General features: G+C 72.9%; 15 protein-coding genes. 8 read left to right on the forward strand and 7 right to left on the reverse strand.

Going from position 1 to position 20,045, the window contains the following annotated elements; genetic code table 11:
- Positions 1–5: 5 nt before the first annotated feature.
- Positions 6–1,202: a 5-aminolevulinate synthase gene (hemA, locus tag K4B79_RS33120; RefSeq protein WP_232031008.1), complete on the forward strand. Its 1,197-nt coding sequence runs from the start codon at positions 6–8 to the stop codon at positions 1,200–1,202.
- Positions 1,203–1,292: 90 nt separating this feature from the next.
- On the opposite strand, the gene K4B79_RS33125 is transcribed toward hemA, so the two are convergent.
- Both K4B79_RS33125 and K4B79_RS33130 read right to left on the reverse strand, forming a co-directional pair.
- A complete protein-coding gene (locus K4B79_RS33125) occupies positions 1,293–3,119 on the reverse strand; it encodes an ABC transporter ATP-binding protein (protein ID WP_232031009.1) in 1,827 nt (608 codons plus the stop codon).
- A 12-nt stretch (positions 3,120–3,131) separates the two neighbouring features.
- The gene (locus K4B79_RS33130; RefSeq protein WP_232031010.1) at positions 3,132–4,874 is read right to left on the reverse strand and encodes an ABC transporter ATP-binding protein; all 1,743 of its coding nucleotides are present in this window, start codon (positions 4,872–4,874) and stop codon (positions 3,132–3,134) included.
- A gap of 345 nt (positions 4,875–5,219) precedes the next feature.
- On the opposite strand from K4B79_RS33130, the gene K4B79_RS33135 reads away from it, so the two are divergent.
- The 7 genes from K4B79_RS33135 to K4B79_RS33165 all read left to right on the forward strand — a co-directional run bounded on the left by K4B79_RS33135 (position 5,220) and on the right by K4B79_RS33165 (position 15,348).
- Positions 5,220–6,242 carry an NAD-dependent epimerase/dehydratase family protein gene (locus K4B79_RS33135; protein ID WP_232031011.1) on the forward strand — a complete coding sequence of 341 codons (1,023 nt, stop codon included), beginning with the start codon at positions 5,220–5,222 and terminating at the stop codon, positions 6,240–6,242.
- Between the two features lie 16 nt (positions 6,243–6,258).
- A complete protein-coding gene (asnB, locus tag K4B79_RS33140) occupies positions 6,259–8,199 on the forward strand; it encodes an asparagine synthase (glutamine-hydrolyzing) (RefSeq protein WP_232031012.1) in 1,941 nt (646 codons plus the stop codon).
- On the forward strand, positions 8,189–9,400 hold the full coding sequence (locus K4B79_RS33145; RefSeq protein ID WP_232031013.1) for a Moenomycin biosynthesis protein MoeGT1: 1,212 nt from the start codon (positions 8,189–8,191) through the stop codon (positions 9,398–9,400). Before asnB ends, K4B79_RS33145 begins: the two co-directional genes overlap by 11 nt.
- Entirely contained in the window at positions 9,397–10,905 is a 1,509-nt protein-coding gene (locus K4B79_RS33150; RefSeq protein WP_232031014.1) for an asparagine synthetase B family protein, read from the forward strand. Before K4B79_RS33145 ends, K4B79_RS33150 begins: the two co-directional genes overlap by 4 nt.
- A gap of 78 nt (positions 10,906–10,983) precedes the next feature.
- Complete coding sequence (locus K4B79_RS33155; protein WP_232031015.1) at positions 10,984–12,498, forward strand: B12-binding domain-containing radical SAM protein; 1,515 nt, start codon at positions 10,984–10,986, stop codon at positions 12,496–12,498.
- Positions 12,488–13,759, forward strand: a complete 1,272-nt coding sequence (locus tag K4B79_RS33160; RefSeq protein WP_232031016.1) for a hypothetical protein — start codon at positions 12,488–12,490, stop codon at positions 13,757–13,759. The genes K4B79_RS33155 and K4B79_RS33160 overlap by 11 nt, the downstream gene beginning before the upstream one ends.
- The gene (locus K4B79_RS33165) at positions 13,756–15,348 is read left to right on the forward strand and encodes a carbamoyltransferase C-terminal domain-containing protein (RefSeq protein ID WP_232031017.1); all 1,593 of its coding nucleotides are present in this window, start codon (positions 13,756–13,758) and stop codon (positions 15,346–15,348) included. The genes K4B79_RS33160 and K4B79_RS33165 overlap by 4 nt, the downstream gene beginning before the upstream one ends.
- Before the next feature lie 26 nt (positions 15,349–15,374).
- On the opposite strand, the gene K4B79_RS33170 is transcribed toward K4B79_RS33165, so the two are convergent.
- The 5 genes from K4B79_RS33170 to K4B79_RS33190 form a co-directional block, all read right to left on the reverse strand.
- Positions 15,375–16,193 (reverse strand): Moenomycin biosynthesis protein MoeN5, encoded by an 819-nt coding sequence (locus K4B79_RS33170; RefSeq protein WP_232031018.1) that lies wholly within the window; start codon positions 16,191–16,193, stop codon positions 15,375–15,377.
- Positions 16,190–17,005 (reverse strand): geranylgeranylglyceryl/heptaprenylglyceryl phosphate synthase, encoded by an 816-nt coding sequence (locus K4B79_RS33175; RefSeq protein ID WP_232031019.1) that lies wholly within the window; start codon positions 17,003–17,005, stop codon positions 16,190–16,192. The genes K4B79_RS33170 and K4B79_RS33175 overlap by 4 nt, the downstream gene beginning before the upstream one ends.
- A gap of 77 nt (positions 17,006–17,082) precedes the next feature.
- Positions 17,083–18,165: a prenyltransferase/squalene oxidase repeat-containing protein gene (locus K4B79_RS33180; protein ID WP_232031020.1), complete on the reverse strand. Its 1,083-nt coding sequence runs from the start codon at positions 18,163–18,165 to the stop codon at positions 17,083–17,085.
- Between the two features lie 197 nt (positions 18,166–18,362).
- The gene (locus tag K4B79_RS33185; protein ID WP_232031021.1) at positions 18,363–19,043 is read right to left on the reverse strand and encodes a hypothetical protein; all 681 of its coding nucleotides are present in this window, start codon (positions 19,041–19,043) and stop codon (positions 18,363–18,365) included.
- On the reverse strand, positions 19,040–19,714 hold the full coding sequence (locus K4B79_RS33190; protein ID WP_232031022.1) for an ABC transporter ATP-binding protein: 675 nt from the start codon (positions 19,712–19,714) through the stop codon (positions 19,040–19,042). Before K4B79_RS33190 ends, K4B79_RS33185 begins: the two co-directional genes overlap by 4 nt.
- Positions 19,715–20,045: the final 331 nt, after the last annotated feature.

Below are 20,045 nucleotides of genomic sequence, written 5' to 3' on the forward strand. Positions count from 1 at the left end.
GAGTCATGTCCGGGTACATGGATTTCTTCGCACGCCTTGCGCAGGAAACAGCCGAGCGGAAAAGGGAGTTCCTGGAACTCGGCCGCATCGCGGGGCGCTTCCCGGCAGCCGATACCGCACACCATGGCGAGATCTCGATCTGGTGCAGCAACGACTACTTGGGTATGGGGCAGCACCCGGACGTCCTCGCCGCGATGAAGCACGCGATCGACGAATGCGGTGCCGGTTCCGGGGGTTCACGCAACATCGGCGGGACGAACCGCTATCACGTCGCCCTGGAGGCGGAACTCGCCGCGCTGCACGGAAAGGCCGACGCGGTGCTGTTCACCTCCGGTTATTCCGCCAACGAGGGCGCGCTCTCGGTGCTCGCCGGACGGATCGACGACTGTGCCGTGTTCTCGGACCAGTTGAACCACGCGTCGATCATCGACGGTTTGCGGCACAGCGGGGCCGAGAAGTTCATCTACCGGCACAACGACTGCGCGCATCTGGAGGAACTGCTCTCCGGGGTCGATCCGCAGCGGCCGAAACTCGTCGTGACGGAATCCGTGCACTCGATGCGCGGTGACATCGCGCCACTCGCGGAGATCGCCGACCTCGCCAAGCGGTACGGGGCGGTGACGTTCCTGGACGAGGTGCACGCGGTCGGCATGTACGGGCCGGAGGGTGCCGGGATCGCGGCGCGGGAGGGCATCGACTCCGAGTTCACCATGATCATGGGGACCCTGGCCAAGGGCTTCGGCATGACGGGCGGCTATGTCACCGGGCCCGCCGTGCTGATGGACGCGGTGCGGGCCTTCGCCCGCTCGTTCATCTTCACCACTGCGTTGCCGCCCGCCGTCGCGGCCGGCGCGCTGGCCGCCGTACGGCATCTGCGCGCCTCCCGGAGCGAGCGGGACCGCCTTGCGGCCAACGCCGCGCTGACGCACGCCCTGTTGCGCGAGCGGGGCATCCCCTTCCTGTCCGACGAGACCCACATCGTCTCCGTCCTCGTCGGGGAGGACCGCCTGTGCAAGCGGATGTCCGCCCTGCTCCTGGAACGGCACGGCGCCTACGTCCAGGCCATCAACGCGCCCAGCGTGCCCAAGGGCGAGGAGATCCTCCGCGTCGCCCCGTCCGCCGTGCACGACGCCGCCGACGTCCGCCGGTTCGTCGACGCGCTGGACGGGATCTGGGGGGAGTTGGGGGCGGCTCGGGGGTGAGGCGGGCGGGTCGTGTCGCCGGCCTGCCGAACGGCGGGCCTATGCCGGGCCTACGCCGGACGCCGGGCCTACGCCGGACCTACGCCCGATCTACGCCGGACCGGTGTCGTCCCGGTGGTCGGGGCCCGTCGCGAGGCGGCGGGTCTCGGGGGATGCGGCCAGGATCTCGTCCCAGGTTCCCGTCGCCTCCACGCGTCCGTCCCCGAGGACGATCACCTGGGCCGCGGCGCGCAGCAGGGCGGGTCGGTGGGAGACGGCGAGGACGGTGACGGGGCTGTCGAGGAGTCTGCTCCACAGGAGGTGCTCGGTCGTGGGGTCCAGGGCGCTGGAGACGTCGTCCAGGACCAGGAGTTCGGGGCGGCGGGCCAGCATCCGGGCGATCGCCGTCCGCTGGAGCTGACCGCCGGACAGCCTGAGGCCCCGGGGGCCCACGACGGTGTCGACGCCGTCCCGCATGGCCGCCACGTCGGGTGCCAGGACCGCGGTGTGCACGGCCTCCTCCAGCACCGTGCCGTCCTCGTCGGGCAGGCCCAGCAGGATGTTCTCCCGCAGCGTTCCGCTGAACAGGCGCGGGTCCTGGGGGGTGTAGCCGCAGCGCGGGGGCACCAGGAAGGACGCCGGGTCGGCGATCGGCTCGCCGTTCCACAGCACCGCGCCCCGCTCGTGCGGCAGCAGCCCCAGGACGGCCTGGATCAGCGTCGACTTGCCCGCGCCGACGCCTCCGGTGACCACGGTGACCGAGCCGCGTACGAAGGTGAGGTCCACGTCCTCGACGCCGTGCTCGGTGCCGGGGTGCCGCGCGGTCAGGCCCCGGACGGTCAACTCCCGCAGACCGGAGTCCTGTCGGGGCGCGGGCACAGTCGCGGGCGCGGAAGGCGGCTCTGGCTCCGGCTTCCGCTCCGGTTTCTCGGCACTGACCGAAGACGCCGTACCCGAGGGCCTCCCCAGGAACGCCCCGATCCGGTCCAGCGCCACCGAGACCCGCTGGAGCCGTACCGACAGGATCCCGATCGAGGCCAGCGCCTCGGCGAGGATCTGGAGGTAGAAGGTGAACAGCGCGAGGTCGCCCACGCTGAACGTGCCCTCGTGCGCCCGTCCCGCCGTCAGCAGCAGCACCACGCCGATCCCCAGGGGCGCCGCGTTGCCGATCACCGTCCGCTGGACGCCCGCGAAGAGCTCCTCGCGTACCGCCGCCCCGGCCCGCGCGGTGTTCAACCGGGCGATGTGCGCGGCCACATGGTCCTCGGCGCCCGCCGCCTGCACCGCCTTCACGGCGCCGAACGCCTCGCGCAGGGCGCCCGCGACCTCGGCCGAGGCGGCGCGGGTGGCCCGCCGGTGGCGCAGGAAGCGGCCGTGGACCCCGGCGGTGACCAGGGTGATCAGGACCAGCAGCACGAGCAGCGCGGTCGTGACGAGCGCGTCGATGCGCATCATGACGGTGACCGCCGCGACCACGAACAGCCAGTGCGCGAGGTTGGTGGGGGCCCAGGCCACGAAGAAGCCGGTCTCGTCGACGTCCTCGCCCACCACGCGCAGCGACTCCCCCGGAGCCGTCCGGGCCGCGGCGCCCCGGCCGCGCAGGGCGGAGCCGAGCAGGCGCCGGCGCAGCCGTGCCGTCGTGGCGTACTGGACGTGGGGTTCCAGCCGGTTGATCATCACGCCGAACTGGAGGCACATCCGGGCCCCCTCGATCGCGGCCACCCAGGCGATGAGCGGCCAGACCCCGCCGCCCGCGCCGATCTCGTCGAACAGCCGCTGGAACAGCAGCCCCACCGCCAGGGTCCCGGCCCGCAGCAGCACCCACAGCCCGGTCAGGGTCCAGTAGGCCCCGGCCGACCCGCGCAGCACCGCCCCGAGCCGCCCGAACGTGCCCCGCGACCCGATGTCCCCCCGCGCCCGCGTCCCCGTGTCCGTCACCCGTCCTGCCCGTCAGCCGGTGCGCAGCAGTTCGTGGAAGCGGGAGGTCGGGTCGGCGGCGAGGGTGGTCTGTTCGCCGTGCTCGACCACGGTGCCCCCGTCGAGGACGAGGACGCGGTGCATGCTGCCCAGGGCGTGCGGCCGGTGCTGGACGACGACGGCCGTGCGCCCTTCCAGGAGCCGTTCCATCGCGGGCATGAGGAGCCGTTCGGTGTGGGGGTCGAGGCGGGCGGTCGGCTCGTCCATCAGGACGACGGCCGGGTCGCGCAGGAACACCCGGGCGAGGGCGAGGAGTTGTTCCTGGCCGGCGGACATCCCGCGGGCTCCGGTGCCCAGCACGGTGTCCAGTCCGTCGGGCAGCTCCCGGCACCACTCGGTGAGCCCGGCCTCCTCCAGCGCGGCGCGCACCCGGCCGTCGTCCACCGAGGGGTCGTAGAAGGTGAGGTTGTCGCGGAGGGTGGCGTGCAGGATCTGGACCTCCTGGGTGACCAGGGCGACCCGGCGGCGCAGCGCGCGCGGGTCGAGCCCGGCCACGTCCGCCCCGCCGACGCTGACAGTGCCGCGGGCCGGGTGCTGGAGTCCGAACAGCAGCCGTACGACGGTGGACTTGCCGCTTCCGGTGCGGCCGACGATGCCGAGCCGCTCCCCGGGACGCAGCCGGAAGGAGACGTCCCGCAGCACCGGTTCGCCCGGGTCGTAGCCGAAGAAGACCCCGTCGAGGCGGGCGCCCAGCGGCCCGTCGGGCAGCCGTCCGGTCCGGGAGGGCGCCGGGTCCACCTCCTCTTCCCCGTCCGTGCGCAGCAGTTCGGTCAGGCGCCGCACGCTGACCGCGGCCTCCTCCAGGTCGTGGAAGCGGGTGGTGACGGCCAGCAGCGGACGGCGCAGCAGCATGGCGTAGGAGAGGCAGGCGAAGGCCGTGCCGGTGGAGAGCTGGCCGCGGTCGTGCAGCCAGACGCTGACACCGAGGGCGAGGACGACGCTGACCGTGGACAGGCTCTGGACGGTGGCGGGCCAGCGGACCGAGACCCGGGCCGCGCGGTGCGCCCGCCGGTACAGCTCGTCCTGCCGGGCCTCCAGGTCGGCCAGGGTGTGGGCGGCGGCCCCGTTGGTGCGCAGGTCCTGGGCGCCGGCGAGACGTTCCTCCAGGAAGCCCAGGAGGTCGGCGGAGGAGGCCTGGCGGGCGGCGACGAAGGGCATGGCGCGGCCCACGAGCCCGCGCAGCAGCAGCAGGGTGCCGGCCGCGAACGGGGCGAAGACCAGGGCCAGTCGCCAGTCGAGCAGGAAGAGGGCGCCGAGGATGCCGGCCACCAGCAGCAGCTGGGCCAGCACCTCCAGCACCAGCGCGGACATCACCGCGGCGAGGCGGGTGACGTCGCCGTCGACGCGGTCGAGGAGTTCGCCGGGCGGATGGCGCTGGTAGAAGCGGGAGGGCCGGCGCAGACAGTGGGCCACCAGGTCGGCGCGCAGCCGGTTGGTGCCGCGCCAGGCGAGCCGGGCGGCCACGGCGTCACTGGCGACGGTCACCACGAGCAGCCCGAGCGCGGCCGTCAGGTACCAGGCGGCGACGGCCAGCAGGAGATCGGCGGGGCTCCCGGTCAGCGTGTGGTCGATGAACCGGCGCAGCATCTGGGGCGCGACGAGTTGCAGCCCCACTCCGAGGGGGACGAGCAGGGCGAGAAGGAGAACGGACGGCCGTTCCCCGCGCAGATAGCGGATCAGAACGGAGAGCTGCCGTAACGGGCTGCCTGCCAACACGTCCCTCCCCCGCGGCGGAAGGCCACAGCATAAAGTCGGCGGGCCGCCGTTGGGAATGACGCATACGGATGCGGAATACACGCCACCGCTTTTTTCTCGAAGCGCGGGCGACAGGACGCCGTTGCTGCCGATTCATCGCGCTGTTAGACTCCACGGGTCTTCCGGGCAATTCGCCCTGCACGCCGTCGCTGCGCACCAGTCATTCTCGGCCACATTCTCTGGCTTCCGTGTACCTCCGGACCGGCCGGTTTCTCGTGCCCCGCAGCCGACCGAAGCCCGAGGACTGCACCAGTACGGAGCACCGCCTTGAACGACCGGATATCCACGGACCAAGGGGGATGAGCAATGTCGGGTGACGCGCACGACGGGGCCGACAGCACAGGAAAAGCGGTGGTCACCGGTGCCGCGGGTTTCATCGGCTCCCATCTCGTCGAGGCGTTGCGGCGCTCCGGGACAAACGTCGTCGGTGTCGACCGAAAAGCCTCCTGGGCCAACCGCGAAATCCCGCCGACCGCCGAACGCGGATCCCTGCACGCCCTCCACGCCGACCTCGTCTCCGCGGACCTTTCGGCCTGTCTGGAAAATGCCTCCACGGTCTTCCACTTGGCCGCACTGCCCGGTGTCCGTCCGTCCTGGACGCAATTCCCGGAGTATCTGCACTGCAACGTGCTGGCCACCCAGCGACTTATGGACGCCTGCGTCCGTTCCGGCGTGCCCAAGGTGGTGATGGCCTCCTCGTCGAGCGTGTACGGCGGCGCCGAGGGCACGATGTCCGAGGACGACGTGCCCCGCCCGCTGTCCCCGTACGGCGTCACCAAACTCGCCGCGGAACGGCTCGCCCTGGCCTTCGCCGCCCGGCGGGACGCCACCCTGTCGGTGAGCGCCCTGCGCTTCTTCACGGTCTACGGTCCCGGGCAGCGCCCGGACATGTTCATCGGCCGGGTCATCCGCGCCACCCTGGAGAACACCCCGATCGAGGTGTACGGGGACGGCACCCAGATCCGTGACTTCGTCCATGTCTCGGACATCGTGCGCGCCCTGCGGCTCGCCGCCACGCGGTTCGACGAGGGCAGCAGCGTGCTGAACATCGGCACCGGGCACGCCGTGTCGGCCAACGAGATCCTCGCGCTGACCGGGGAGTTGACCGGCCTGACGCCGAACGCCCGCTACGGGCCCGCCCGGATCGGCGACGTACGGGCCACCACGGCCGACACCGGCCGGGCGCGACAGCGGCTCGGCTTCACCGCGCGCACGGACCTGCGCGCCGGGCTGGCCACCCAGATCGAGTGGGCCCGCCAGGTGCTCGCCCAGGCCCCGCCACAGGGGACCGCCTCGTCGGCCGGGATGGCCCCCACCCACCGGTCGTAGCCGTATGTGCGGCTTCGTGGGATTCAGTGACACCGGCGCGGGCTCGGACGACTCCCGTGCCACGGCCGAGCGGATGCTGGCCGCGGTGGCGCACCGCGGTCCCGACGGCAGCAGCTGGTGCCACCACCGGGGCATGACCTTCGCGCACTGCGCCCTGACCTTCGTCGACCCGGACGGCGGGCGGCAGCCGTTCGTCTCCGCGAGCGGTGCCACGGCGCTCGTCCTCAACGGCGAGATCTACAACCACGAGGAGCTGCGCCGCGAACTGCGCGCCACGGGCGCCCGGTTGCGCACGGGCAGCGACACCGAGGTGCTGGTCGAGCTGTACGAGCGGCACGGCATGAAGGTGCTGGAGCGGGTGCGCGGCATGTACGCCTTCGTGCTGCACGACGCGCGCACCGCGACGACCTCGCTGGTGCGCGACCCGATGGGCAAGAAGCCGCTCTACTACGCACGCGTCCCCGGCGGGATCGCCTTCGCCTCCGAACTCACCGCGCTGCTGCGCCATCCCGACGTCCGCGCCACCCCGGACGTGCGCGCACTGGCCGGCTATCTGACGCTCCAGGCGTTCTGCGCGCCCGACTCGGCCGTGGCCGATGTGCGCAAGGTCCGCCCGGGCAGCTGTCTGGAGTACTCCGAGGGGCGGCTGCGCGAAGTGGAGTACTGGCGGCCGAGACTGACCGCCGAGGGGCGGCCGCCGGGCCGGCGGGAGGCCGCCGCGCGCTTCGAGGAGCTGTTCCGGGCCGCGGTCGCCCGCCGGGTCACCAGCACCGACCGCCGGCTCGGCGTGCTGCTGAGCGGCGGGCTCGACTCCAGCGCGGTGGCCGCCGTCGCCCAGCAGCTCTCCCCGCACCGGCCGGTGCCGACGTTCAGCGCGGGCTTCGAGGCGCACGACTTCGACGAGAGCGCGCACGCCCGCGCGGTCGCCCGGCATCTGGGCACCGAGCACCACGTGGTCCGCATCGGCGGCCGTGATCTCGCCGAGGTGGTGGAGTCCGAATACGCCCGCGCCGACGAGCCGCTCGCCGACCCCTCCCTGCTGCCCACCCGGATCGTCTGCCGGGCGGCACGCGCGCATGTGCGCGGGGTGCTCACGGGGGACGGCGCCGACGAACTCCTGCTGGGCTACCGGTACTTCCAGGCCGAGCGGGCGATCGAGATCCTGCTGCGGCTGATGCCGGCGCCCCGGCTGGAGGCGCTGGTGCGGACCGTGGTGCGCCGGCTGCCCGCGCGGTCCGGGAACCTGCCCGCCGCCGCTGCCCTGGGGCTGCTGGCCCGGGGGCTGCGGGCCGCGCCCGAGCACCGCTTCTATCTGTCGACGGCTCCCTTCGGCCCGGCCGAACTGCCGGGTCTGCTGCGGCCGGAGGCCCGCGCGGCCCTGGTTGGGCACGACCCCTTCACCGAGGTTGCCCGGCTCCTGGAGGGCCAGCCGCAGCTGACCGGCGTCCAGCGCAGCCAGCTCGCCGTGGTGGCGCACTTCCTGCGGGACGTGATCCTCACCAAGACCGACCGCGGCGGTATGCGCAGCGCCCTCGAACTGCGCTCGCCCTTCCTCGACCTGGACCTGGTCGAGTACGGCAACGCGCTGCCCGTCTCGCTGAAGCTGCGCCGCTTCACCGGCAAGTACCTGCTGCGCCGGGTGGCCGCCGACTGGCTGCCCGAGGACATCGTGCGGCGCACCAAGCTCGGCTTCCGCGCCCCGCTGGCGGCCCTGCTCCGCGGCGAGCTGCGGCCGCTGCTGCTGGACACGCTCTCGGCGTCCGCGCTGGACCGGGGCGGGCTGTTCGACGCCGGTGCCGTACGAGTGCTGGCCGACGACCATCTCAGCGGCCGGCGCGACACCTCACGCAAGCTGTGGGCGCTGCTGACCTACCAGCTGTGGTCGCAGGCGCTGACCGTGCACTCCCCGTCCCCCGACTGCCTCGACCTGACCGAGGAGCCCCACCGTGCGCCCTGACCTGCCCCGCATCCAGGTGCTCTCCCCGCGGACCTGGGGGGAGTTCGGCAACTATCTGGCCGCCACCCGGTTCTCCCGGGTGCTGCGCGGCGCCGTCGACGCGGACGTGGCCCTGCTGGAGGCCGAGCCGATCCTGCCCTGGCTCGGCGAGGCGGGGGCCGAGATCCGCACGATCTCCTTGGAGAGCCCGACCGCGGCCGTCCGCACCGAGCGGTACATGGGCCTGATGGCCCGCCTCCAGGAACGTTTCCCCACCGACTTCGAGACCGACCCCGCACCCGCCCAGAGTGCCGAACTCGCCCCGCTCGTCGCCCACTTGCGCGAGACCGCGCCGGACGTGGTGGTCGGCACCAAGGGCTTCGTGGCCCGGCTGTGCGTGGCCGCCGTACGTCTCGCGGGACTGCCCACCCGGGTGGTCAGCCATGTCACCAACCCGGGGCTGCTCCAGCTGCCGCTGCACCGCAGCCCGCATCCCGACCTGACGCTGGTGGGGTTCGCCCACGCCAAGGAGCGGCTGGTGGAGGCCGCCGGCGCCGACCCGGACCGGGTGCGCGTGGTGGGCCCGCTGGTCGCCCAGCACGACCTGCGCGACTTCATGACCGACGAGTCCGCCGCCCCGGCGGCCGGGCCCTGGGGCGGGGACACCGACTCCGGGCGCCCCCGCCTGATCGTGTTCTGCAACCGGGGCGGCGACGTCTATCTGGAGCTGGTCCACCACATCGCCGCCCACCACCCGGACACCGACCTGGTGTTCGTCGGCTACGACGACCCCGACCTGGCCCGGCGGGCCGCCGCCGGCGCCGAGCGGCTCGCGCACTGGCGGTTCCACAGCCGGCTCACCCAGGCCCAGTACTTCGACTACATCGACCGCGCCTCCCGCTCGCCGTACGGGCTGCTCGTCTCCAAGGCCGGGCCCAACACCACGCTGGAGGCGGCCTACTTCGGGATCCCCGTGCTGATGCTGGAGTCGGGCCTGCCGATGGAGAGTTGGGTGCCGGGGCTGATCCACGAGCACAACCTGGGCCGGGCCTGCGCCGCGCCCGAGGACCTCTTCCGCACGGTCGACGACTGGCTGGCCCGGCCCTCGGCGATCGAGGTGCACAAGAAGGCCGCGATCGGCTTCGCCGAGTCCGTGCTCGACCAGGAGGCCGTGGCCCGCCGGATCGGGGACGCCGTGCGCCCCCTGCTGGATCCCCGGTGAAGCCCCGCGTCCGGCTCGTCGCCACGCCCGACGGGGTCCGCGCCGAGGGCGACAAGGAGGCGCGGCTCGGCCATGTCCTCGGGGGCGACCCGCTGGCCGAAGGCCCGCCGCCCGAGGGGGTCTTCGCCGCCTGGGAGTGGGACGGCGACCGCCTGCTGGCCCGCACCGACCGGTACGGCACGCACCCGCTGTACTACCGCGCCGGCGCCGGCTCGGTGGCCCTCTCCCCCGACCCGCTCGCCCTGCTGGCGCCCGGCGAGCACGCCGACCTCGACCACGACGCGCTCGCCGTCTTCCTGCGGCTGGGCTTCTTCCTGGGCGAGGACACCGCCTTCGCGGAGATCCGCGCGCTGCCTCCCGCCGCCACCCTGACCTGGACCCGCGGCGCGCTGGACCTCACCTCCGCGGCACCCCCCGTGCCGCCCCCGGCCGACCTCACCCGGGAGCAGGCCGTCGACGGCTTCGTCGACCTCTTCCGCGCCGCCGTGGCCCGCCGGCTGCCCCAGGGGCCGTACGACCTTCCGCTGAGCGGCGGCCGGGACTCCCGGCACATCCTGCTGGAGCTGTGCCGCCAGGGGGCACCGCCGCGGCTGTGCGTCAGCGGCGCGAAGTTCCCGCCGGACCCGGGGGCCGACGCCCGGGTGGCCGCCGAGCTCGCCGGCCGCCTCGGCCTGCCGCACCGCACCGTGGCCCCGCCGCGCTCACAGCTGCGGGCGGAGCGCTTCGCCAACCCGGCCCAGGGCATGGGCACGCTGGACGGCGCCTGGATCCTGCCGCTGCTGGCCTTCCTGCGCCGCCGCGGCGGCCTGTGGTACGACGGGCTCGGGGGCGGCGAGCTGGCCCAGAACCCGAGCATCCAGCTGATCCGCGAGACCCCCTACGACGCGGCCGCGCTGCCCGCTCTCGCCGACCGGCTGCTGGCCGCCGGCCGCACCGGAGCGCACGTCGAGCACCTCCTCGGCCCGCGGACCCGCGTCCTGTGGAGCCGGGAGCGCGCCCGTGACCGGCTGGTGCGGGAGCTGGCCCGGCACGCCGAGGCCGCCCTCCCGCTCGGCTCGTTCTTCTTCCACAACCGCACCCGGCGGTCCATCGCGCTGGCCCCCTTCGCGCTCGGCGACGGCCGCGCGGTGATCCACACCCCCTACCTCGACCACGCCCTCGTCGACCATCTCGCCTCGGTGCCGCGGCGGTTCCTGATCGACGGCACCTTCCACGACCAGGCGCTGCACCGGGCCTTCCCCGAGCACGCCGCGCTGGGCTTCGCCTCGGCCGTACCGCAGCGCCACGGGCCGGTGCTCGTCGGGCACCGGCTGGCGTATCTGCTGCGGCTGCTGGCCGAGGCGTCGTTCGCCGAACGCGGCTGGTGGCGCGACCCCGACCGGATCCTGCCGCGGCTGCTGGCCGCCGGCCGCGGCCCGGGGGCCCCGCAGCGGGTCAGCCGGCTCCAGCCGCTCGCCCTCTACCTGCTCCAACTCCAGTCCCTCGCGGCCGGCAGAGCCGCCTGAGACCCGCCCGTACAGCGCCACCACGCGTACGACCACCACCACCCGCACGACCCCAGAAGGACAGAAGGAGGGGACATCATGCGGAAGACACTGCCCGTCATCAGTACCGGTGCGGCGGGGGCCGCGTCGGGTGGCTGCTCGACGGCCGTCGCCCCGGCACCGGACCGCACGCGGCTGCCGCGCTGGCGCAAGCGGAACCTGCGCATCGCCCTGGTCCGCCACCACGACCTGTGCCTCAACACCCGTCAGATCACCCAGATCCAGAAGCGGGCCGGCGTACTGCCGCACCTCGGGCTCGGCTACATCCACACCGCGCTGAAGTCGGCCGGCTTCCACAACGTCATCCAGGTCGACACCCCCGCCCTCGGCCTGGACAGCGAGGGCCTGCGCAAGCTCCTCGCCGACTTCGGCCCCGACCTGGTCGGCGTCAGCACCACCACACCCGGTCTGCCCGGCGCGGTGGAGGCCTGCCAGGCGGCCAAGAGCACCGGCGCCAAGGTCATCCTCGGCGGACCGCACACCGAGGTCTACGCCCACGAGAACCTCTTCCACGAGTGCATCGACTACGTCGGGGTCGGCGAGGGCATCACGATCATGCCGGAGCTGGCCGAGGCGCTGGAGCAGGGCGAGAAACCCGAGGGCATCCGGGGGCTGGTGACCCGCGAGCACGACGGCGGGGCCGCTCCGATGGTGAACCTGGAGGAGGTCGGCTGGCCCTCCCGCGACGGCCTGCCGATGAACAGCTACTACTCGATCATGGCCCCGCGACCGTTCGCCACGATGATCTCCAGCCGCGGCTGCCCCTTCAAATGCAGCTTCTGCTTCAAGCAGGCCGTCGACAAGAAGTCGATGTACCGCAGCCCCGAGGACGTCGTCGGCGAGATGACGGAGCTGAAGAAACGCTTCGGGGTGAAGGAGATCATGTTCTACGACGATGTCTTCACCCTGCACCGCGGCCGGGTCCGGGAAATCTGCGCGCTCATCGGCGAACAGGGCCTGAAGGTGCGCTGGGAGGCGCCCACCCGGGTGGACCTGGTACCGGAGCCGCTGCTGAAGGCGATGGCCGGCGCCGGCTGCGTACGGCTGCGGTTCGGCATCGAGCACGGCGATCCGGAGATCCTCAAACGGATGCGCAAGGAGAGCGACATCGCGAAGATCGAACGGGCCGTCACCTCCGCGCACGAGGCGGGCATCAAGGGGTTCGGCTACTTCATCGTCGGCTGGCTCGGCGAGACCCGCGAGCAGTTCCGCGCCACCGTCGACCTCGCCTGCCGCATCCCGCTGGACTACGCGAGCTTCTACACCGCGACCCCGCTGCCGGCCACCCCGCTGCACACCGAGTCGGTGGCCGCGGGACAGATACCCGCCGACTACTGGGACCGGTTCGTGCAGGGCGAGTTCGACGCCCGGATCGGCTATCTGGTGCCCGACGCCCAGCGCCGCGCCCAGGCCGCCTACCGCGCGTTCTTCCTGCGCCGCGAGATGGCGAAGCCGCTGGTGACCCACATGGCCACGACCGGCCAGTGGCGCAACACCCTGGACGGTCTGCGCAGTCTGGCGAAGTCGACCTCCAACACCGACCGTGACTTCTGAGATCACGCGCCCGGCCGCCCCGGTGCGGCCGGGCCCTCCCGTCCGGCTCAACGAACCGCTCCCGCCCTTCGGCCGCAAGCGGTCGGGCGAGCCGCTCCCGACCCATCTGATCCGCACGGCCATGGCCCGCGGCTTCCGCCCGCCGGCGTCCTGGTCGGTGCCGGTGCGCCACGTCCTGCCCGACGGCCCGTCCGGCGAGGCGCCCCTGCTGGGCCACGCCCGGGCCGCCGCCGACGCCCTGCGCGCCGACGTGCCTCCCGCCCTCGCCCTGATCGCCCCGACCTACGTCTCCCGCGGCCCGCTGGGCGACCAGGAGAAGCGGCTCGACGCCCTGCTGGATCAGGTGGCCGGGCTGACCGAGGCCCAACCGGGCGCGCCCGTCGTGCTGTTCGTCGGCATGCAGTGGTCCTCGCCCGAGGAGGAGGACGAGTCCGTACGACGGCTGCGGGCGCTGCTGGCCCGGGCCCGCGCCCGGCTGCCCCGGCTGGCCGTCTGCGGGCTGTCCCTGCCGGGGCCGGGCAAGCCCCGCACGCTCAACGCGGCCGTCGAGGTGGCCGAACTCCTTGGCTGTGTCGGGGTCGGCTGGGTCGACGACGACGTGGTCCTGGAACCGGGCTGCCTGGCGGCGCTGGCCCGGGACTTCCTGGCGGGCGGCTGCCGGGGCGCGGTGGGCGCGACGAAGGTCCCGCACACCAAGGCGTTCGCCACCTCGCGGCTGCTGGCCCGGGCCAAGGAGATCGCGGCGCCCGCGACCGCCTATCCGCACGGCTGCTGCATCCTGGTGGCCACCGACGTGCTGTCCGGCGGGATGCCCGGCCGGTACATCTCCGACGACGGCTACGTCTGCTTCCGGCTGCTGGACCCCGAGGCACCCGATCCGCTGGGCCGGCTGCGCCTGGTCCCGGACGCGCTGTGCCACTACCACGTCGCCGGGCCCGCGGGAGAGACCCGCCGCCGTATCCGCCGGATCCTGCTCAACCATCTCGTCGACCTCGCCGACTGGCCGCTGCCGGTGGTCCGCCACTACTTCCGGCATCTGCTGTTCTCCGGCATGTGGCCGCTGACCGGTTTCGACGCCGAGGACGGGCGCCGGCGCGGGATCCAGAAGGCGGCCATCAAGTGGCTCTACTTCGCCTGGTTCGCGGGGATCGGCACGGAGCTGTTCCTGCGCGGGCTGACCGGCCGGCCGCTGTACCGCGTCGAGTGGGCCGCGTACTCGGCCCTCACCCCCTTCACCCCTGCTGACCAGGAGCGCCGATGAAGGTACTGTCTCTCCACTCCGCCGGTCACGACACCGGCGTCGGCTACTTCGAGGACGGACGGCTGGTCTTCGCCGTCGAGACCGAGCGGCTCACCCGCGTCAAGCACGACCACCGCTCCGACCTCGCCCTGGAACACGTGCTGTCCCAGGAGTGCGTGGACGTCGACGGCATCGACCTGGTGGCGGTCAGCACCCCGGTCCGCAGCGCGCTGCTGCGGATCCCGGACCTGGACCGGGCCATGGAGCGGATCGACGGCGGCGCGCCGCACCACCGGACCACCTGCGAGCTGCTGGGCCGCAGCGTGGACTGCGTGGTCGTCACGCACGAGGTCTCCCACGCCGCCCTGGCGGCCCACTACGCCGGGCACGAGGACGGCACGCTCGTCCTGGTCAACGAGGGCCGCGGACAGCTCACCCGCAGCTCCCTGTTCCGGGTCGACGACGGCCGTCTGGAGTGGGTGGCCAAGGACCCGCTGCCCTGGTACGGCAACGGCTTCGGCTGGACCGCGATCGGTCATCTGCTGGGCTTCGGCAAGAGCCCCAGCGTCGCCGGCAAGGTGATGGCCCTCGGCGGCTACGGGCAGCCGGACGCGCGCGTCCGCGAACAGCTGCTCGCGGTGGACCCGCGGGTGATGCACGATCTGGAGCTGGCCGAGCGGGTGCGGGCCGAGCTCGCCGGACGCCCGGAGTTCAACCCGGAGTTCGAGTCGGCGGCCCATGTCGTGGCCACCTTCCAGGAGCTGTTCACCGAGACCGTGCACGCCGTCCTGGACCGGCATGTCACCCGCACCGCGACGGGCGTCGGCCCGATCGCCCTCGGCGGCGGCTGCGCGCTGAACATCGTCGCCAACTCGGCGCTGCGCGAGAGCTTCGGCCGCGACATCGCCATCCCCCCGGCCTGCGGCGACGCCGGCCACCTCGCGGGCGCGGGCATCTACGCCCTCACCTACGTGCTGGGCCAGCGGCCCGAGCCCCTCAGCGTCTACGGCAACGGCACCGGCGAGGCCCCCGCGGACGTCCTGGCCACCCTGGACACCGCGGGCCTCAAGGCCGTTCCCTACGACGCCTCCGCGGTCGCCCGGCTGCTCGCGGACGGTGGTGTGGTGGCCCTGACGGAGGGGGCGGCCGAACTCGGGCCGCGGGCGCTCGGACACCGCTCGCTGCTGGGCAGCCCGGCCGTGTCCGGCATGCGCAAGCGGATGAGCGAGAAGCTCAAGCAGCGCGAGTGGTACCGCCCGCTGGGCGCGGTGATGCGTGACGAGCGGTTCGCCGAGCTGTACCCGGGCGGGCGGCCCTCGCCGTACATGCTCTTCGAGTACGACCTGCCGGAGGGGACCGCTCCGGAGGCCCGGCACGTGAACGGCACCTGCCGGATCCAGACGCTGGGCGCGGACCAGCGGCGGCTGCACGGGCTGCTCGGGTCGTTCGAGACGCTGACCGGGGTCCCGGCGCTGATCAACACCTCGCTCAACGGTCCCGGCCAGGCCATCGCGCACACCGCCCGGCACGTCCTGGACGACTTCGCGGACGGCGACGTCGACCTGTTCGTCTTCGACGACGTGATGGCCTACCGGGGCGAGCCCCGATAGGCCGTCGGCCGGCGGTTCACCTGCTCTCAGCGCACCAGGTGCCGCGGCAGCAGCCGGTCCAGCACGTCGTCGGTGTAGAGGCCGACGACGGGGACCAGTCCCGAGGAGGCCGGCTGCTCCCGCACCGCGTCGAGCGCCTGCGTCCGCAGCCGCTCCAGGAGCGCCTCGACCTCCGCGGCGGGGACGGCCCCGGTGCGCATCAGGTGGCCGAGGTTGCCCTCGCGCTCGCCGTGGCGGTCGTAGTCGGTGAGGTCGTCGGCGATGGTGATGATCGTGCCGAACGCCTCGGCGAAGCGCCGGGCGGGGTCCACGGACTTCTCCTGGCGGCCGCAGAGCGCGGCGAGCGAGCCGTAGCAGCCGAGGAAGGTGGCGCCGTAGGTGCTGGCGTTGGCGCACCACTCGTCGAGGTCGCGGGCCCGGTGGCTCTTGGTGCGGATCTGGCCGGTGCAGACCGCCGTGAAGTCCCTCTCCAGCAGGTCGGTCACCGACCGGGCGTCCGCGGCGAGTTCGCACATCTCCTTCAGGGCCGTCAGATGCAGATGCAGGCACAGACAGGCGAGTTCGATGCGGTTGAGCCCGGTGTCGTCGTCCATGAGGTCGTCGAGCAGCTTCATCGCCACGATGTCCAGGGCCAGCGCGCGGGCCACCGCCGCCCGCGTGTGCGGGTCGGTGATCCACTCGGTGAGGAAGTGCGGCACCCGCAGGTACAGGCGCAACGCGGCGGTGTGGGCGACGAGGTCGGGCGAGCCGCCGTTGCGGGCGACGAACTCCGTGACGTGGTCGCGGTTGTCGGACTCGGTGACCAGCATGGCCGCGGTGTAGTCCGCGGGCAGTGCGGCGGTCACGTCCGGTCCGCGCTGATCTCGGTGAGCGTCGTCCGCCAGTCGGCGTGCTCCAGCGCCCCGGCGAAGCCCACGTAGTCGGCGCCCGCCTCCAGATAGGCGGTGACGTGCTCCCGCCGGCGGACGTTGCCGCTGACGAACACGATCTGGTCGGGGTCCAGCCGGCGGCGGAAGTGCCGGACGACCTCGACGGGGACCTGGGTGTAGCGGGAGTACAGGTACACCATGTGGAAGCCGAAGCTGCGGGTGACCGCGATGTACCGGTCGATCTGCTCGGTGCCGACGGTGGCGACCGGCACGGTGCCCAGCAGGTCACCGGTCTTGTGGTCCTCGCCGAAGGTGAGGGCGACGGCGAGCAGGAGCTCGGGCCAGTCCTCTCGGTCGACCCGGACGGGCAGGTTGACCAGGGTCTCCAGATAGCTCTTCCACACGTAGTAGTCGTCGCGCGAGCCGAGCAGCGCCGGCAGCAGCAGCGCGTCGGCGCCGCGGGCCAGGGGGAAGCCGAGCCCCTTGCGCGGTGGGAAGTGCAGCAGCACCGGCAGCGAGGTGACCTCCTTGATCGCCGCCACGTACGGGTCCATCCGGTCCTCGAAGGACTCGTAGTCGGTGCTGGCGAGGATCACGGCGGGATAGCCGAGCGTGTCGAGGAGCTTGGCCTTCTCCACGGCCTCGGCCTGCGGCACCTTGAACGGGTCGATGATGTGGATGGGCCCCCGTTCGTGGTCCCGCAGCCGCGCGAGGACGTCGCCCTGGCCCAACAGCGATGGTCCGGCCGGGACTTGCGTGCGCTGGACGAGCTGCGGTGAGGTGTTCACCGGCATTCCCCCTTGTTGTCCGGCTTGTTGTCCGGTCGTGGCGCGGCTTGTTGTCCGGTCGGGCGCGGCGCGCGCCGTCATGCCCGGCCGGTCGCGCGGCTCGGCCCGGCCGCCGGGGCCGCCGCCGCGGCGTTCGCCCTGGCGAGGGCGGCGACTACGGACGCCGTGGTGTAGAGCGCCCTGGTGTCCAGGACGACGGAGCCCAGCGCGGCCTTTCCGCGCCGTCCGCGCTCCCAGTGCTCGCGTGCGTCGGGGTCGAACTCCATGGGGCCGGGCACCCGGCACCAGGCCGAGGGCCGCCAACCGCCGTCCTTCTCCTGGGAGTCGAGCAGATACGACACCGCCCGGCGGACGGTGTCACGGTCCTCGGGTGCCCCCGCCAGGACGGCGCGCAGGGCGAAGGCGGTGGCGAAGGCGGAGCCCTCCGGCTCCCACTCGGTGCGTACGGCACCGTCGGCGCCGATCCTGGCCGCGGCCCAGCGGGCGGCCGGGCGCACCTCGGCCGGCACGTCGGCCTGCGGACCGGCGGTGAGCGCCTCCACGGCGAGCGCGGTCGGGTACTCCCGGTCGGGCCACCAGTAGGCGGGCCATGCCCCGTCGGGGCGCTGGATCTCCCTGAGCCGGGCCAACAGCCGTTCGTGGACGGGCAGTTCGAGCAGTCCGGCGGCGGCCGCGGTGACGCAGGCGTGGCTCGCGTACCAGGCGTCCCAGCGGGGGGCCACCCGGTCCAGGAAGGGTGCGGCGAACTCCGGCAGGTAGCTGGAGATGCCGCCGTCGTCCTGGAGGTGCGCGGCCACGAAGCGGTAGCCCTCCTCGGCGCGGGCGTCCCGCGAGGCGTCCAGCGCCTCGGCCAGGCGCAGCACCCAGGAGGTGATGTCGGCGTCGCCGGGGACCTGGGGACAGTAGCCCCAGCCGTCGGACGGGCCGCGGGCCTGTTTCAGCAGTTCCCAGGCGGAGACCGCCGCCGCGCGTCCGGGTCCCTCGGGCAATTCCGCGAGTGAGGCCCCGACAAAGGCGGTGGCCCAGAACTGGCCGGGGCCGCGGACTTCGTAGTCGTTCCACCAGCCGTCCGCGTCACGTGCGGAGCGGAGGAATTCCGTCGCCCTCGACAGGGCTTGTTCCGTGGAATCGCCGAGGGGTAATCGCTGTGCACCGTTCACGAACTCTCCTTTCTGGGGAGAGGCGACGAGCCGGGCCACCGAACCGAGCGGCTGACGCCGTGTCGGCAGGACGATTACCCAACCCTACACGTGTTCGTATCGGCGAGACAGAGTCACTTTTCCTTCGGCGGGTTCCGCAAAGCATCGGGGGCCGGGACGGGCCCGGCCCCCGATGGGCGGACAGACGCTCGGTGGATTCACACGAATTGCATGTGCGTGCGTCGGCGCAATCGCACCGACAGGACGGCGCCGCTCGTCAGGACCAGCAACGCGGTCACCACCACGGCATGCGTGACGCCGGACACGAGGGAACCGCTGCCGGCGCCGTCGACGGCGTAGGTGATGATCTCCCGGGTCGACCAGAAGGGCAGGGCCTTGGCGGCGTCCTTGGCCGGGTCGATCACCATCTGCGCGCCGATGACGGAGATCAGCAGCAGGCTGCCCTCCAGGTCCCGGGGCACGGCGAGGCCCAGCAGCAGCCCGAGCGGCACCGCCACCAGCGTGGTCAGGACCAGCTCCAGGGCGACGGCCTGCGGGTCGGCCACGTCCTGGTCCACGACGACGACCACGGCGTACAGCGCGGAGATCAGCAGTCCGGCGGTGAGCAGGGCGAGGGTGCGGCCCAGGTACAGGTGCCGGGGCCGGAAGCCGGACAGGGTCAGCCGGGACTCGATCTCCCGGCCGCCGACGGCCGAGAAGAGGGCCGCGGTGCTGACCGCGAAGCCGACTCCGAGGCTGGCGAAGCGGATGGCCTGGCCCGGCTGGTCGTGCCGGCCCAGATAGAACACCAGCGGCACGAGCAGGAGCAGTCCCAGCACCCCGCGCCGGCGCAGCAGTTCCCGCAGGGTCATCTCGGCCATGCGCAGGGTGCGGGTCATCGGCCGGCCTCCTGGGCGCGCGGGCTGAGGTCCAGCACCTGGTCCACCTGGTCGAGCTGGTTGAGCATGTGGGTCACCACGACGATCGCCTTGCCCTGGTCGCGCCAGTTCCAGACGTTCTGCCAGAAGTCCACGTAGGAGCCCCGGTCGAAGCCCTGGTAGGGCTCGTCGAGCAGCAGGACGTCGGGGTCGCCGAGGGCGGACAGGACGACGTTCAGCTTCTGCCGGGTGCCGCCGGAGAGGTCCTTGGCGAGGGTGCCCCGGGCGACGGACCAGTCGAGCTTGGAGGCGAGTTCGCGCCCGCGGCGGTCGGCGTCGCGGCCGCCCATGCCCCGGCCCGTGCCGAACAGCGTGAAGTGCTCGCGGGGGGTGAGGAATCCCATGACACCGGCGTTCTGGGGGCAGTAGCCGAGGCGTCCGGTGATGGTCACCCGGCCCTTGTCCGGGGCGAGCAGGCCCGCGCAGATCTTGAGCATGCTGGACTTGCCGGCCCCGTTGCTGCCGACGATCGCGGCGACCTCGCCGGCGCGGACGACGAGGTCGACGCCGTTCAGGACACGGCGGCGGCCGTAGCTCTTGACGATCCCCTGTGCGTGCAGCCGGACGTCACGCCCGGCCGACGGCCCGGACGCCCCTCCCCACTGCTGTTCCGCGGGTGCGGAATACCTCATGCGTGCCACCTTCCTTCCGCCTTCCTTCCGTCGCCGCGACGAATGGCGCGGAATGGCGTCCCGTTAGCCTGCCACAGCCGTGGCGGCCGACCGCACCTGGCACCGGCCCACCGGACGGCGCGGAAAAATCCGGCCGACTCTTTTCGGTCGTTTCCCGGATCATGGTGGGGGCGAACCATGTGCGGCAGCAACGCAATTCGGCCAGGCCGCCGCCTTAATGGGGTGCGCCTGCCCGGCGGATTCACCGAACAGATACAAGCGGAACGCCAGCATTTCGGCCACAGATCAGAAACAGGGTGACCGGTCTTGTGATCACTTCGGAACGCCGGTT

It is taken from the genome of Streptomyces lincolnensis, from assembly GCF_021173675.1.
In the GTDB taxonomy this organism is placed as follows: domain Bacteria; phylum Actinomycetota; class Actinomycetes; order Streptomycetales; family Streptomycetaceae; genus Streptomyces; species Streptomyces lincolnensis_B.

Coding starts and splice junctions, on each gene's coding strand:
- hemA (WP_232031008.1), top strand. CDS start 6: ATGTCCGGGTACATGGATTTCTTCGCACGCCTTGCGCAGGAAACAGCC.
- K4B79_RS33135 (WP_232031011.1), top strand. CDS start 5,220: ATGTCGGGTGACGCGCACGACGGGGCCGACAGCACAGGAAAAGCGGTG.
- K4B79_RS33155 (WP_232031015.1), top strand. CDS start 10,984: ATGCGGAAGACACTGCCCGTCATCAGTACCGGTGCGGCGGGGGCCGCG.
- K4B79_RS33165 (WP_232031017.1), top strand. CDS start 13,756: ATGAAGGTACTGTCTCTCCACTCCGCCGGTCACGACACCGGCGTCGGC.
- K4B79_RS33185 (WP_232031021.1), bottom strand. CDS start 19,043: ATGACCCGCACCCTGCGCATGGCCGAGATGACCCTGCGGGAACTGCTG.
- K4B79_RS33190 (WP_232031022.1), bottom strand. CDS start 19,714: ATGAGGTATTCCGCACCCGCGGAACAGCAGTGGGGAGGGGCGTCCGGG.